This window comes from Jannaschia faecimaris (genome assembly GCF_900107415.1).
Lineage (GTDB): Bacteria > Pseudomonadota > Alphaproteobacteria > Rhodobacterales > Rhodobacteraceae > Jannaschia > Jannaschia faecimaris.
The window spans coordinates 57,558-71,643 of the sequence record NZ_FNPX01000002.1 but is presented as its reverse complement, the minus strand read 5'-3'; the positions used below and the strand labels follow the sequence as shown (position 1 = coordinate 71,643).

At 59.6% G+C, this 14,086-nt stretch carries 14 protein-coding genes; 1 reads left to right on the top strand and 13 read right to left on the bottom strand.

The genetic code is table 11. The features are described from left to right. Positions 1-5: 5 nt before the first annotated feature. From BLV27_RS03130 to BLV27_RS03080, 11 genes are all read right to left on the bottom strand, one after another. The gene (locus tag BLV27_RS03130; protein ID WP_092642263.1) at positions 6-851 is read right to left on the bottom strand and encodes a tetratricopeptide repeat protein; all 846 of its coding nucleotides are present in this window, start codon (positions 849-851) and stop codon (positions 6-8) included. Positions 852-884: 33 nt separating this feature from the next. Continuing rightward, positions 885-1,460, bottom strand: coding sequence for a tetratricopeptide repeat protein (locus tag BLV27_RS03125; protein WP_092642260.1), 576 nt, complete (start codon positions 1,458-1,460; stop codon positions 885-887). Then, the gene (locus BLV27_RS03120; protein ID WP_092642256.1) at positions 1,460-2,443 is read right to left on the bottom strand and encodes a type II secretion system F family protein; all 984 of its coding nucleotides are present in this window, start codon (positions 2,441-2,443) and stop codon (positions 1,460-1,462) included. Before BLV27_RS03120 ends, BLV27_RS03125 begins: the two co-directional genes overlap by 1 nt. A gap of 7 nt (positions 2,444-2,450) precedes the next feature. Continuing rightward, entirely contained in the window at positions 2,451-3,419 is a 969-nt protein-coding gene (locus BLV27_RS03115; RefSeq protein WP_092642253.1) for a type II secretion system F family protein, read from the bottom strand. A gap of 3 nt (positions 3,420-3,422) precedes the next feature. After that, positions 3,423-4,877 carry a TadA family conjugal transfer-associated ATPase gene (locus BLV27_RS03110; RefSeq protein ID WP_092642249.1) on the bottom strand — a complete coding sequence of 485 codons (1,455 nt, stop codon included), beginning with the start codon at positions 4,875-4,877 and terminating at the stop codon, positions 3,423-3,425. A 21-nt stretch (positions 4,878-4,898) separates the two neighbouring features. Then, a complete protein-coding gene (locus tag BLV27_RS03105) occupies positions 4,899-6,269 on the bottom strand; it encodes a CpaE/TadZ family protein (RefSeq protein WP_092642246.1) in 1,371 nt (456 codons plus the stop codon). Between the two features lie 302 nt (positions 6,270-6,571). Beyond that, on the bottom strand, positions 6,572-7,225 hold the full coding sequence (locus BLV27_RS03100; RefSeq protein WP_092642964.1) for an OmpA family protein: 654 nt from the start codon (positions 7,223-7,225) through the stop codon (positions 6,572-6,574). Positions 7,226-7,229: 4 nt separating this feature from the next. After that, a complete protein-coding gene (locus BLV27_RS03095; protein ID WP_092642243.1) occupies positions 7,230-8,594 on the bottom strand; it encodes a type II and III secretion system protein family protein in 1,365 nt (454 codons plus the stop codon). 256 nt (positions 8,595-8,850) lie between these two features. Then, positions 8,851-9,681, bottom strand: a complete 831-nt coding sequence (gene cpaB, locus BLV27_RS03090; protein WP_092642240.1) for a Flp pilus assembly protein CpaB — start codon at positions 9,679-9,681, stop codon at positions 8,851-8,853. Between the two features lie 193 nt (positions 9,682-9,874). Then, a complete protein-coding gene (locus tag BLV27_RS03085) occupies positions 9,875-10,102 on the bottom strand; it encodes a Flp family type IVb pilin (RefSeq protein ID WP_092642237.1) in 228 nt (75 codons plus the stop codon). 75 nt (positions 10,103-10,177) lie between these two features. Then, positions 10,178-10,408 carry a Flp family type IVb pilin gene (locus tag BLV27_RS03080; RefSeq protein WP_092642234.1) on the bottom strand — a complete coding sequence of 77 codons (231 nt, stop codon included), beginning with the start codon at positions 10,406-10,408 and terminating at the stop codon, positions 10,178-10,180. 863 nt (positions 10,409-11,271) lie between these two features. Here BLV27_RS03080 and BLV27_RS03075 point away from each other — a divergent pair. Next, the gene (locus BLV27_RS03075) at positions 11,272-12,129 is read left to right on the top strand and encodes a lytic transglycosylase domain-containing protein (protein WP_092642232.1); all 858 of its coding nucleotides are present in this window, start codon (positions 11,272-11,274) and stop codon (positions 12,127-12,129) included. An 80-nt stretch (positions 12,130-12,209) separates the two neighbouring features. Here BLV27_RS03075 and BLV27_RS03070 read toward each other — a convergent pair whose 3' ends face one another. Together BLV27_RS03070 and BLV27_RS03065 are read right to left on the bottom strand one after the other, a co-directional pair. Next, positions 12,210-12,839, bottom strand: a complete 630-nt coding sequence (locus tag BLV27_RS03070) for a 3-oxoacid CoA-transferase subunit B (protein ID WP_092642229.1) — start codon at positions 12,837-12,839, stop codon at positions 12,210-12,212. Positions 12,840-12,915: 76 nt separating this feature from the next. Then, positions 12,916-14,010, bottom strand: coding sequence for a PAS domain-containing protein (locus BLV27_RS03065; protein ID WP_092642226.1), 1,095 nt, complete (start codon positions 14,008-14,010; stop codon positions 12,916-12,918). Positions 14,011-14,086: the final 76 nt, after the last annotated feature.

The following is a 14,086-nucleotide window of genomic DNA, read 5'->3' as shown; positions in this document are numbered from 1 at the left end:
GAGCCTTACCCGTTGAGCGCCTGAAGCGCGCGAACCGCGGCTTCGAAATGACGCGGGTGGGTATCGATCGCATCCTGGAGGAGGTTGCGGCTGATATCGACATCACCCTGTTTGGCGGCAGCTAGACCGGCAGTATGCAAAAGCTGCGCGCGTTCTTCCTGCGTCATGGGCACAATCGGCAGGGAATAGACCCGCCGCGCGGCGCGCGCCAAGATCAGGTTGTTCTTCGCCGTGAATAGCCCCTCGTCGTACGTAATAGCCTCGATAAAGAGCCGCTCGGCCGCCTCGGTGTCGCCCCGCGTAAGTTTGGAGTAGCCCCAATTGTTGAGGACGCCCGCAGGTGTAGTCGTCAGCCCGATCGCCGTCTCATAGAAACTGTCGGAGCGGGTCCACTGCTGATTACTGTCGGCAACCATTGCTTCGAGGCGATAGCGGGCGAATGTCTCGTGCGTTGGGGGGATAGTATCGAGAACGATCTTTGCTGCCGGCCATTCGGACCCCCGGATCATTGCATCGGCAAGGAATACGAGGTCTTCGTTTGTGGACCCGTCGCTATCAACAATCGACTGCCAGGCTTGCTTGCCCTCGGTCGTGCGACCCGCCTTGATAAGAGCTCCGGCCAGGTCACGCTGCTTGTCCAAATCGTCGGGATCATCCTGCACTTGCCGCTTGAAATAGCTTACCGCCTCGCGGGGATCCGCGACGGTCAGCATGATTTCGCGAATGCTGTCAGCCTCCGCACGGGCGGCCCCGCTGACAGCGCGGGTTACGTCGGTTTGCCCCATCTGGCCACAGGCCGAAAGCGCAACAGTGCCTCCTAGTAGGAGGGCGAGAAAGCTAGGGTGGCGCATTTTGCGTCCTTTTCTGCTCGATGCCTTCGCCTCTTATGGAAACTGTCCATCCGGGGCGTTGAGGTCATAGACCCCGTTGATCCGCCGCGTCAGAGTGAACGCTCCATCCTTCTGAGAACCATAGCCGCCATTTTCGATTTTCGCACCTGCGATGCGTAGATTATCGAGAATTTCCGGCGAGGGTTGCAATGCGAACGCAGTTTCGAAGACACGCAACGCTTCGCCGTGCTTTCCCTGTTCAAGAAGCGCTACGCCAAGGTTGTTCCAGGCTTCGCCGTTCCGGGGTTCGACGGCGACGACATCCCGAAGAAGGCGCTCGGCTTGGCCAAGACGCCCGAGCTTGATGTTCGCTCCAGCCATCGCTCCTTTGATTTCCGGCGTCAGCCCTGACCCCGCGGCCGCGCGAACATAGCTGTCCAAGGCCAGTTCGGCTTCGCCGGCCGCCAGCAGGCGATCCCCGACGATCAACGGATCCACGACGTCGTCGCCACGCGCAAATCCAGGAGCGGTCAGCGGATCGTCCGTCACCGCACTGCGGCCCGCGATGCCGGATTGGCAGGCAGATAGGACTGTACCAGCAATCAGAAGGGCTAACAGCCGCTCGATCATTAGAATGCGCTCGTTCCGGATAGTGCTTCTGAGATACCGTGTAGCGACGGTCCGATCAAGATTATCAGCAGGGGCGGCACACAAAACATCATTGTTCCAACGGTCAGCTTGGTCGGAAGGACATTCGCCTTTTCTTCCGCTCTCATGACGCGCTTGTCCCGCATCTCGTCAGCGTAGACGCGAAGGGCGTCCGCAATCGACGTGCCAAAGCTTTGCGACTGGATCAGAACGGTCACGAAACTCGTAATGTCCTTGATGTCGCAACGATCCGCCATCGAGCGCAGAACCTCCGACTTATCTTTGCCAGCCTTCATTTCCTGCGCAACCATCAAGAACTCGCCAGCCAACGCGGGGTATGAGGGTTCGATCTCGGTCCCCATGCGAATGATCGACTGGTCAAGCGATTGGCCCGCCTCGACGCATACTAGGAGCAGGTCGAGCGCGTCGGGAAAGCCGTCTTGAATTTCTTCCTGGCGCTTGGCAACCCGCTTCTGCACCCAGTACTTCGGTGCGTAATAACCCAGTGCGCCGGGCACCATTGTATAGATCAATTTCATGTGCGCAGCCACGTCATCGGCTGTTAGGAACAGCGTATACACCGCTCCCAGCATCAGCAGGCCCAACCCCAAAAGGAACTGTGCGGCGGTCAAGGTCCGCACGGCATCCTTGTGTGGATACCCTGCACGTATCAGCATTGTGCGGGTGGCCGACGCCTGGTCCTCGTCTTGAGGGTCGAGATACTGTGCGTATTTTGCCAGATGCTCATTGCGCGTTCCGTGGCGTGACAGCTTCGCGTCACTCTCATCTTCGTCCAGAACGACGCCTTTGCGCTCCCGCGCGATGCGGTCCATAGGCTCAACTTTCTTGTTGAGTACCAAAGGCAGCATCAGGAGGACGATCATCAGGCCGGTACCACCGGCGATGTAGATCCAGCCGTCGGGCCCGAGCGTATCGGTCACCATGAGGGAGATTGCGTCGAACATAGTGACCTCAGACCTTGATGTTGACCATCATGCGCATGAAGATCACGTTGACAATTAGGAACACGATCACCACGGCAGCAGCCGGTATAAAGTAAGCAGTTTCAGATACTTCAGAGTAGTAGTCCGGCTTCATTACGTTGATTCCTACGGCCGCCAAAACAGGGAATGCCGATAGGAATACACCGGACCAGCGTGCCTCGGCGGTGATTGCCTTGACCTTACGGAACAGTTTAAATCGCGCGCGGACAACTCTCGCAAGGCCTTCTAGAATTTCGGCCAAGTTACCACCTGATTTCTGCTGAATGGCCACGGCGACCGCCAGGAAGCGAAGATCCTGCAGTTCGACCCGCTCGGCCAAGGCACGCAGCGCTTCGGGCACATCGCGACCATAGGCGGCCTCGTCGGCGATGAATCCCATTTCTGATCCCAAAGGATCGGCAATTTCCTTGGCCACGATACCAATTGCCGAGTTCAGCGGGTGACCCACGCGTAGACTTCGAACGATCAGTTCAACCGCGTCGGGAAGCTGCTCTTCCATCAGGGCGAGGCGTTTCTTGGCCTGACCGTTAACCCAGAAGTAAACGCCACCGATCCCGATAAAGAGCGCCAGTGGAATCCGGATCAGCATAACCGCCTGCGTGAAAATGGTCATCAGAAAGAATGACATGAAAACCATGAGGACCATGACGCCCATCAACATACCCGGAGTGAATGCCAGATTGGCCTTCTGCGCTTTTTCAGCCAGCAGCGAATAGAGCGGAATGGATTTCGCGCCGTCGTGCTGGGACATTTCCTTGCGCAACTGGGCCATGACCTCATCACGCGTCTGGCCCTTTTGCAGCATCTCGAGCCGGCGGTTCACCCGGTTGTTCAACTTGATCGACTTGCCGAACACCAGCATGTAGATGCCGCCGATCGACATGAAGACTGCGCCGAAAATCGCGATGTAAATCAGTGGTTCAATTGACAGTTCCATGGTTCAGTTTCCCGCAGGTTCGTAGATGGAGGCGGGCAGATCGTAGCCCCATGCCTTGAAACGGTCGGAGTAGTGGCTTCGGATACCGGTTCCGGTGAAGCGGCCGATGATCTTGCCGTCTTCCTGAAGACCCATCCGCTCGTACCGGAAGATTTCCTGCAGGGTGATGACCTCACCCTCCATACCCGTGACTTCTGTGATCGATACCATTCGACGGGAGCCGTCCTGCAGGCGCGACGCCTGCACGATCAGGTTCACGGCCGAGGCAATCTGTGCCCGAACGGCTTTGAGCGGCATCTCGATGCCGGCCATTGCGATCATGTTTTCCAGGCGGCTGATGCCATCGCGCGCGTTGTTGGCGTGAATTGTGGTCATCGAACCGTCGTGGCCTGTGTTCATGGCCTGAAGCATGTCGATGACTTCCTCGCCGCGGGTTTCGCCCACGATGATGCGATCGGGGCGCATGCGCAGCGCGTTGCGCAAACAGTCACGCTGGGTAACGGCACCCTTACCTTCGACGTTGGGCGGGCGGCTTTCCATCCGGCCCACGTGATCCTGCTGCAGCTGGAGTTCGGCCGTATCCTCGATCGTCAGAACGCGTTCGGCGTTGCCGATGAAAGACGACAGGGCATTCAATGTGGTCGTCTTGCCCGAGCCGGTACCGCCCGAGACGATGACGTTCAGGCGGCAGGCAACGGCGGCCTGCAGATAGGTCGCCATTTCCTCGGTGAAGGCACCGAAGTTGACGAGGTCGTCGACGGCCAGTTTCTCTTTCTTGAACTTACGAATAGAGACCAGCGATCCGTCCACGGCCACCGGAGGGACCATTGCGTTGAAGCGCGAACCGTCCTTCAAGCGCGCGTCGACATAAGGGTTCGATTCATCGACTCGCCGCCCCACAGCCGACACGATCTTGTCGATGATCCGCATCAGGTGCTTTTCGTCCTTGAAGCGGATTTCCGACTTTTGAAGCTTACCGTCGCGTTCGATGAAGATCGAATGCGGGCCGTTCACCAAGATATCGTTGACCGTTTCGTCCTTCAGAAGCGGCTCGAGAGGGCCGAGGCCCATGACTTCGTCGAATAATTCGGAATTCAGGGTGTCCCGGTCCTCACGACCCAGAACAACGCCCATGTCCGACAGCTCTTCGCCGGTGATCGACATGATTTCACCGCGCAGGGCGGTGGGGTCGGCCTTTTCGATCGCGCCTAGGTTCAGGTTGTCGAGCAACCTGTGATGCATCTCGGTCTTCAGCTCCTCGATCCGCTCACGGCGCTTCATGTCCTTGTCGGGCGGCGGTGGTGCCGCGGGTGCCTTGGGTTTGGGCACCTTTGGGGCCGGTGCCGGTGGGACTTTGGGCTCCTGCTTTTTGGTGTCAGCAGCCTCGCTTTCGGGACCTTGGGGCGCATCGATCGGCTTCGCACCATCGATTTGTGGTTTCTTGTAACGTGAAAACATTGCTCGGATCCTTGCGATCTATCAGCCGAATTTCAGGCCGAAGATCGCCCTTTTGGCGGGTTTCTTGGCACTGCTCGGGGCAGCACCGGTGTTGATGGCCTCGCGGGCCTCCAACAAACTTCCAGCCAGTTTCTGAATTTCCTTAGCCAGGGCATTGCGCGGGGCCATTGTGCTCAACGGCGCTGCCTGGTCGTTTATTTCGGTGACCTGCTTGCCGCCATCCGGCAGCACGGCATGAAACTTGACGTCCAGGCCCTCCGCCATTTTTTTGACGCGCGCCTTGCCGGTCATATCCATCTTGCCTGGGCCTCGGTTCAACACGAAGGTCATCCGTTCGACCGGCAGGCCTTCTGACTTCAGGAGTTTCTGGAACCGGAGGGCGTTCTGAGCCGAGCGCACTTCCATTCCGCAGACGACGAAATACAGGTCCGACTGGCTCAGGACGGTATCCGTCCATCCGGTTATCGTGTTGGGCATGTCGACGATCACGATGTCGAAACAGGAGCGGGCGAGGGTCAGGAGGCCGACCACGTCTTCCGGGCCGATCAAATCCAGCGGCAGGATGTCGGCCGGCGACGTGAAGACGCTCACCTTGTCCTTGTAGGTCCTTAGGGCCTGGCGGAAGGCCTGTTCGTCCATGGACGATACATCGGACAGAATTTCCAGAATCATGGGCTTGCGCGGCAGATCGAGGTAGGTCGCGACCGAACCGAATTGCAGACCCAGATCGATGACGCAGACCTTCGGGGCATCCGACTTGCTGGCATTTGCCAGCTCCCACGCGAGATTGACGGCCAGCGTCGTTCCGCCATCACCGCCGGCGGCGGACTGGACGGCAAAAATTGCACCTTCCGAATGCGCGCCACCACCGGTGGTCGTGCGTGCGGGGAGCTTTGCTTCGTTGCCGACATTTTCGGCGTTGATCACGTCGGCTGCGTCAGCCCCCGCGCGCTTGAAAACGTCGGCATTTCCTTTGCGGCTGCCGGGAGCGCTAAGGCGGGCCACGGCGTCATGCAGGGCCGCTTCAGGGAGAGGGTAGGGCGCAAAATCATCGGCACCCGCGCGCAGCAACTCGTGCAGGGACATCGGGCCCAGGCCATCGGCAACAAGGATGACCTTCAGCCCGGCACGCTTGGCCTGGCGGATGACATCTGCAACCTGTGGCAGATGCGGTTCGTCCTGGACGTCGGCGGCGATTACGATGAACTCAAGCTTTGCCGCTTCGTCCTGTCGCAGGAACGCGATTGCCTCCACGAAGTCCAGGTCACCCCATGCTTCGCCGAGTTCGGCTTCCATGTCCTCGATCAGCAGGTCAAATTCCTGCACATCGCGCGATACCGTAACGGCGCGAAGCGGTTCGGGCTCGGGAAGAAGGGCAAGGTTGCTCGCCATCGGACATCACCACACATTCTATCGGCACCCCTTCGGGGGCAAAATTCGGGCCCCTACCTGGGGTTCAATCTAGGCCGGGCGGCTGGCCGATAATCCAGCACGTCGGTCACGGGGGAACGCCTCCGCACCCAATCTTTGCCCGGCAATTCAGGCAACAATTGGACCGAAAAGATGAAATTATTGGAAACATCGGCATCAAAACTTGGCCATAATGGCTCAGGCTCGTCAAAATACAAACGGCCCCGCATGTAACTGCGGGGCCGCTGACTGTTTTCCTGGTTCTGGTTTGATCGACCGCTGGTCTATTCGGTGGACACGCTTCCGGTATCGGCTGCCGTGGGTGCGGTAACATTGCCGCTGGAATAGTTGCGATAGATAATGCGGCCGTATTTCCCATCCAGAACCAAGGGGTTGTCGGCAACAAACCCCGACACTTCCGTAACGGTCCGACGATTTGCGCGCTCCTGCGACTGTGTCGGCACGAGGGGGCGCGTTTCGCCGAAACTGACGAGGGCTTCAAGGCGGGTACGAGAAATCCCGCGCTGTTCGAGATACGCCACGGCAGCTCGAGCGCGTCGGAGGCCCAAGCGCTGGTTGTAGCTGTCGGAGCCGACCTTGTCGGTGTGACCGTAGACGCTGAAGCGAACTTCCGGGAATGTTCGTATGAAGTTCGCCTGCTGATCCAGGACTGCGCGCGCCGTCGCGTCGAGGACGACGCTGTTGAACGCGAAGTTGATGGTCGTGGGCACTTCGGCTGCGAACCGTGCGCCCAGATGACTCAGGGCAGGGGCCTCCCCGTTCATGACCAGCATGTTGCGCATGGTCGGGTCGCCAAACCCGCCCTCGTCGATTTCGGCCCCGGCTACGCGGTTGAACCGGGTGCCGGTGCAGGCCGTCAACACCCCGGCGGCAAGGCCGGTCAGGAGCAGTCGTCGTGTGGTTGAAAAATTGCTCATCATCTCACTCCATCACGTAGCCATAGTTGCCCGAGAAGTCCTGCGAAGCGGTTTCTCCGCTCCGCGTGGACGCTTGGGTCCGCGTCTGACCGGCCGTCACACGACCATAAAGGAACAATTCGTTTTCCGTCGGCGGGCGGATGCGGTCCGTCGGAACTGCCAAAGCTCCGGCGGTGGTCGGCTGCACCAGATGCGCCGTCACGATAATCACCAGCTCAGTCTGCTCGCGCTTGTAGTTGGCTGACCGGAAAAGGGCACCAAGGATGGGAAGGTCGCCGAGGAACGGCACCTGCGTCGTGCCGTCTCGGAAATCGTCCTGCAGAATTCCAGCGATCGCAAAACTCTGACCATCGCGCATCTCAACTGTTGTGGACGCACGGCGAGAGCTAACCGCTGGGACGTCGCCACCATTAATTCTGACAGCATTTTCCTTATCTATGGAGGAGACTTCACTCTCCATAACCAGGTTGATGATGTCGTCGTCGACCACCGTCGGCGTAAAGGCGAGAGAAACGCCAACCGGCTTGAACTCTACGCCGACGTTCCCGTCCGTGTCGACGGACGGGATCGGAAACTCACCGCCAGCAAGAAAACTGGCCGTTTGCCCCGAAAGAGCGGTCAGGTTCGGTTCCGACAGGATTCGGGATGCGCCGTTCGTTTCAAGTGCCTCGAGCAAAATCCGGAAGTTGGCGGAGTCTATTCCGAAGCTCAGGTCGAGTTTCCCGGCGCTGTTCGCAACGGCACCAGTAGACGGCGTGAAAGACGCGTCGGTTCCCGTGATCCCCAGTTGTGCGCCAAGTTCCTTTGCCACGTTCCGCGACATTTCGGCGAAGCGCACCTTCAGTTGGACCTGTTGTGTGCCGCCGACGACCATGAGGTTCATAACCCGGTCGGGGGCATAGCGCTCCGCGATCTCGATGGCCTGGTCCAGCTTTTGTACCGACGACACGATGCCCGAAAGCACGATCCCGTCGTTTGCCGTGCGGACTTCGATCCGTTCGCCGGGCAGCAGCTCGCTAAGACGCTCCTTGAACTCGGCGATGTCCGGCGTGACCTGAACCTCCACGTTGGTGATCAGGCGACCGTCCGGCCCCAGAAGCGTAAGCGTCGTGCGGCCGGGCAGCTTGCCCAGCACATAGACGGTGCGCTCCGAGAGTGTTGCGATGTCCGCGATCTGCGGGTTCGCCACCGACAATTCCGCGAAGGGGACGTCGGACTCCAAAACGATTGCACGGTTCAGCGGAACCCGCAGTGCGGTTTGCGTGGTGCCTTGGCTTATTTGAAGGGTCTGGGCGTAAGCGTTCCCAGCCGGAGTGCCAGATACTAGCACCCCGAGCATTGTTGCCCTTAGGATAGTACGAAATTTCATTGTGACCTGCCTCTCTGATCACGCTGCCCAAAATAAACGGATCTTACGCCCGCACTCGATTTACGATGCCAGAACTGAGCTTTTTTGCAACCGAGACGGCCAGATTGATTTGAATGTCCGACGTTTCGGACACAGTTTGCCGCTTTTGGGTCACATTCCGAAACGTGCCACTCTGACGCAAGGGAAAGGCCGCGGTCCTTTTGGGAACGCGGCCTCAAGCCAGTCGATACGAAGGCTGGTGGTGTCAATCTCAGCCTCAGCCGTTTTCCGTGCAAGGGATCTGGATCAGGTCGACATCGGCACCCTTTCGCGTCCGAATGGTGCAGGCCTCCTGGCGTTGGATGATGGGTGCCACTTCTCTTGGCCCCAATATCTGGTCCAGCGTGGCTTCAACGGTGGGCGATTCCGTCTCATCACGCACACCAACAAGTGCCAATGCCAGACGACCTGTCGCCTGTGCCTGTGCAAGCTTTGCGACGACTTCCGGCGTGACCTCCACGGTGATGTTGCGGGCGACGGTCGGGCCGCTGCGCTCCGAGTCGGTTTTTTGATCGATCGCGATCAGGGGGAGGTTTGCATGGATCAGGCGCGTCACGCTGCCCTCACTGCTGCCGCCAGTCCAATAGACGTCAACACGGTCGCCCGGACGCAGGAAGCCCGAGACACCGGAATTCACGTCGACCTGAAGGGTGAAGGCCCGCATTCCCGGGGTCAGCGAGGTGGCAAGACCGGCTTCCTGACCGGGTTTCGTCACCTTGGTCAGCAGAATTGCTTCGTCCCGCTCCATCACGCGCAGGACGGTGCGCTGTCCGTCATTGTCCGGCGGAAAGATGGCGTCCAGCGAATTGAAAGTGCCGTCCGGAATGGCGTCCGCAGGCCACGATACAGCCCGGACGTCGTTGGGACCAAGAACGTCACCGTAGCTCATTTGGCGCTTGACGACGAAGACGTCGCGAACCGGAACGACGGCCTGTTGGGTGCGGACCAACGCATTCTGATACTGGTTGAAACGATCCTTCGCGGTGTTGACGGCAAAGCCGGCCAAGCCAAGACCGGCGAGTAGCAGGAGGCCAAAGATAAGGCGCATCGGATACATCCTTTTTAAAAACACTATACCCTGGCGACTGCAGGGCGATCGTTTCCGGTTTAACTCCGGAATGCGGCAATACGATGGACGGGTCCGGGTTATCCCGTGGCCGCCTCAAGTCCGCGCTAGAACGAAAAAGACGCCCCGAAGCGTAAGGCTTCGGGGCGTCATTTGCTTTGCCGCTAGGGACGTATCAGCCGCCGGACGGAGTTTCAGTGAACGTCGTGTTGCTCGTGAAGGGATTGGTCAGCGGATCGGTATCGGTGAGCGCCTGGCCGATATCGGTCGACAGGTCCTCGATGCCTCCGGACACGACCGACATAACGGCCAGGCCAAGGCCCACGAGGGCTGCGGTCAGAACGACCCAGTCGACCGTCACGGCACCGGATTCGTCATTGATGAAAGCGTTGATGTTGATCATGTCTTTATTCCTTTAGGTCCGGTTCTTGGCAAATGTGATGGCCTGAACCGGACTTTGATTTATGAGAAGCTAGAATTAGCCGCCGGACGGAGTTTCAGTGAACGTCGTGTTGCTCGTAAAGGGATTGGTCAGCGGGTCGGTATCGGTCAGCGCCTGGCCGATATCGGTCGACAGGTCCTCGATGCCGCCGGACACGACCGACATAACGGCCAGGCCAAGGCCCACGAGGGCTGCGGTCAGGACGACCCAGTCGACAGTCACGGCACCGGATTCATCATTGATGAAAGCGTTGATGTTGATCAGCATGGTTTGGTTCCTTGGTAAAGTTACTCGTGTGTTCTCGTCGGGCCGTATCGCCCTTTCGATGAAGCCGTTCTGCCCATGAATCGGGGCGGGAATTGGGCGTCGCCGGGACAAGTCGGAGGAAATACGCAGGTCAAATGATGGTTAAAAATTCATAAAATAGTGTTTTTTATTAATTTTAATTGTTCACGCCCCTATCCAGATAATTGAGCGTAGATACATTTTTTGCCTTTGCGCGGCGTTGATTCCCTTCAACTTCTACGTGCGACTCGCCATTGCTTGCATGAAGTGCCGGGTATGGATGTGCCGATGCCAGCTGCGAAGGCCTGCCTGGCACTCAACAAGGCCGTTGGGGGACTTCTGGCCGCAGGTGTCTCGTGTCATGGGAAGAAACGAAGTGAGGGCCGCGCCTGCCAGCACGACCCCCTGTCCCTCGGTCTAGCCGATGGAAGCTTAGTGACGTTTCCCTCGTTGTCCGCTCCGCCTGCCAACAGAGTGGTGGGGACTGCTCAATCGCCACGTATCTTGCCCGAGTGTTTCGGTGCTTCTTTTTGATCCGATGTCTGGGGCGGTCTGCCGTCGCCCGTTGCCATCCGACGATTTCGGTATGAGGGCCAATTGCGGCGAGATCGTGTCGCATTTCGTTCAAATTGCGGACAATGCGGTTTTCACCAAGGATTGATGGGGGTTTGGGAACAACACCGGGGCCATGGCGGGGCCACGCGGCGGCGAGGGGCGAAAAAGCGGGGCCGACTTGCGGCAATTGTCACAGCCGGGACACTTCCTGAAGCCTCCACGATGACAGGCGCGGCGGAAACATGGCACACAGAACCCAATAATACGCCCCAACGGCCGAGCAGTCAGACATGAACCCCATATTCTCCCTCACGCTGGTGGGTGCGATCGCACTCATGATGCCTGCCAGCCCGGCAAGCGCGGAATTCACATTCAAGCGCGTGCGTCCCCCGTCGGCGACCTCGACCGGCAACCGAATCAACATCCAGGTCGAAGCGGATACGTTTCGCGAACAGCTTTCCCCATCTAAGGCCCCGCGTCCCGGCGCGCCGCAGGCACCGGGTGAAGCCGTCGCGCGCACGACCCCGTCCGAGCCGCAGGCGGGCCGCTCCGACCATCAGGCGTGGTTCTGGTCAGCGATATCGCCCAGCATCGAAGCAACGCCCGGTCGGTTTCTCAAGGCGGCGCAGGTCGCGGCGCGCCCCCCGTCCGGCAGTGGCATCGCGGCACCGTCCCTGGCGCAGCTTCAGGCCATCGCCAAGGCCCACGGTCGCGAAATCCTGTCACGGTCGGTCGGCACGCGGGTTTCGCCCGCCTTGGTGCTGGCCTTGATTTCGGTCGAATCCGGGGGGCGCGTCACGGCCGTGTCGAACAAGGGCGCGCAGGGATTGATGCAGTTGATTCCCGCGACCGCCGAACGGTTTGGCACCAGCGACGCAAACGACCCCTCGCAGAATATCAGGGCCGGCGTCGCCTATCTCGATTGGCTGATGGGGGAGTTCGGGAACGACCCCGTTCTCGCGCTGGCCGGATATAACGCGGGCGAGGGCGCGGTGCGGCGCAACGCTGGCGTTCCGCCCTTTGCCGAGACGCGGGCCTATGTGCCCAAGGTTCTGGCCGCCTGGAATGTCGCGCGGCAGATGTGCACCACGCCTCCGACACTTCCGGGTGATGGCTGCGTATTCAACCCGACCTTGACCGACTCCTGACACCGTAACGGCGGGCATCGCGGACGGCTCAGCGGCCCCCGCTTCGCCACCCTGCCGCGAGACCTCGCAAGGCAGGCTTGTCAGTCGACCAGTGTCGCCTCGGTCACGTCGCGCAGTTCCTGCTCCGTCACGCCGTCGGCAAGCTCGACGATCTTTAGGCCACCCTCGACCACGTCGAGCACACCCAAGTTGGTGATGATCCGATCAACGACGGCCTGACCGGTCAGCGGCAGGGTGCATTCCTTCAGCACCTTCGATTGCCCGTGCTTGTTGGCGTGGTCCATCACGACGACGACGCGACCCACACCGGCCACAAGGTCCATTGCACCGCCCATCCCCTTGACCAGCTTGCCGGGAATCATCCAGTTCGCCAGGTCGCCGTTCTCGGCAACCTCCATTGCGCCCAGGATCGCCATGGCGATCTTGCCACCTCGGATCATGCCAAAGCTTTGCGCGCTGTCGAAATAGGCGGTCTGGGGCAGTTCCGTAATTGTCTGCTTACCGGCGTTGATCAGGTCGGCGTCCTCGGTGCCCTCAATAGGGAAGGGGCCCATGCCAAGCATCCCGTTCTCGGATTGCAGCGTCACCTCGATCCCGTCGGGGATGTAGTTGGACACGAGCGTCGGAATCCCGATGCCAAGATTCACGTACCAGCCGTCCTGCAGTTCCTGCGCGGCACGGGCGGCCATCTGATTGCGATCCCAGGGCATGTATCGTCCTTGTCTTGTGCTTGGCGACTTGCGCGCCGTCGCGGAAGTCCTGCGACAGTTTTCCGGCGACGTAAAGTCAGACGTCCATCATCCCGGCGGGGACATCCAGCATGACCACCGTACCCGCCGCGCCCCGAACCGGCGTGATCGTGGCGTCCAGTCCATCGGCAAGCGTCGCGATCAGGCGACCGCCGATTGTCGTCATATCCGGAAAACAAATGTTCGACGGGAGGCCCACGCCGTCATCGGTCACGACAAGGCGCAAACCGCCCGCCGCAAGACGCGTGAGGCGCAACTCGATCAAGCCTTCCTCCAAGCGGTCAAACGCATGGTGGAAGGCATTGAACAGTACTTCTGACAGGAGCAGCGACACGCGAACCGAGGCTTCGAGGTTCACCACTACGCTTTCGATCTGCTGTTGGTAGCGGATGCCGGGGCGTCCCTCTTCGTAAGCGATCGACGCTGCGACCCGGCTGATCAATGCGCCCAGGTCGATACCGCGTGATCGCAGCCCCTGGCTGTCCGACAGGAGCATGGCTTCATAGACCAGTTGCAGACACTCCATCCGGCGCGTCATCGCTTCGAATTCGAGGGGCTCATCTTCGGTAGTCTCTCCGAGGCTTTTGAGAACCAAAGACAGGTCTTCCTGAACGCGCGACTGGAGAGAGCTCAGCTTTTCGTTAAGTTCCCCATCCTCGCGCTCGGTGTCATGCAGGGGTTTCTGAATCCCCAGATAGTAGATGATGTCGCCGTTGCCGTCTGTAATCGGCGCGATGATAAGGCGGTTGACGAAAGGGCGCCCATCCGCACGGTAATTCTGGATGTCGATGCTCAGATCGCGACCGTCATTCACCGCGGCGCGCAGGTTGTCGACATCGGTCTTTCTGGTCTCGTCGCCCTGAAGAAACCGGCAATTCCGACCGATCACGGCCGAGCGGGAGTAACCCGTCATCTTTTCGAACGCGGCGTTGACGTAAACGATGGGATTATCGTCGGCACGCGGGTCCGTCAGGACCATGGCCACCTTTGCATTGCTGAACCCGTCGATGGCATCTTTTTCGTCCATGACCGCGGCGAGCTTGCGCTTCGTTGCGTCCAACTCTTTGTGTCGCGGTTCGGCACGAAAATTCTGTCGTGGTCCGCCCGTAGTTCCGTCTTGGTCGTTCGTCATGGTGCCCCTCCCTGCAACCAAGCCCCGTGGAACGTTCCGTTTTCCGGAACGCTCCGCGTACGATCAAATCTTGTAT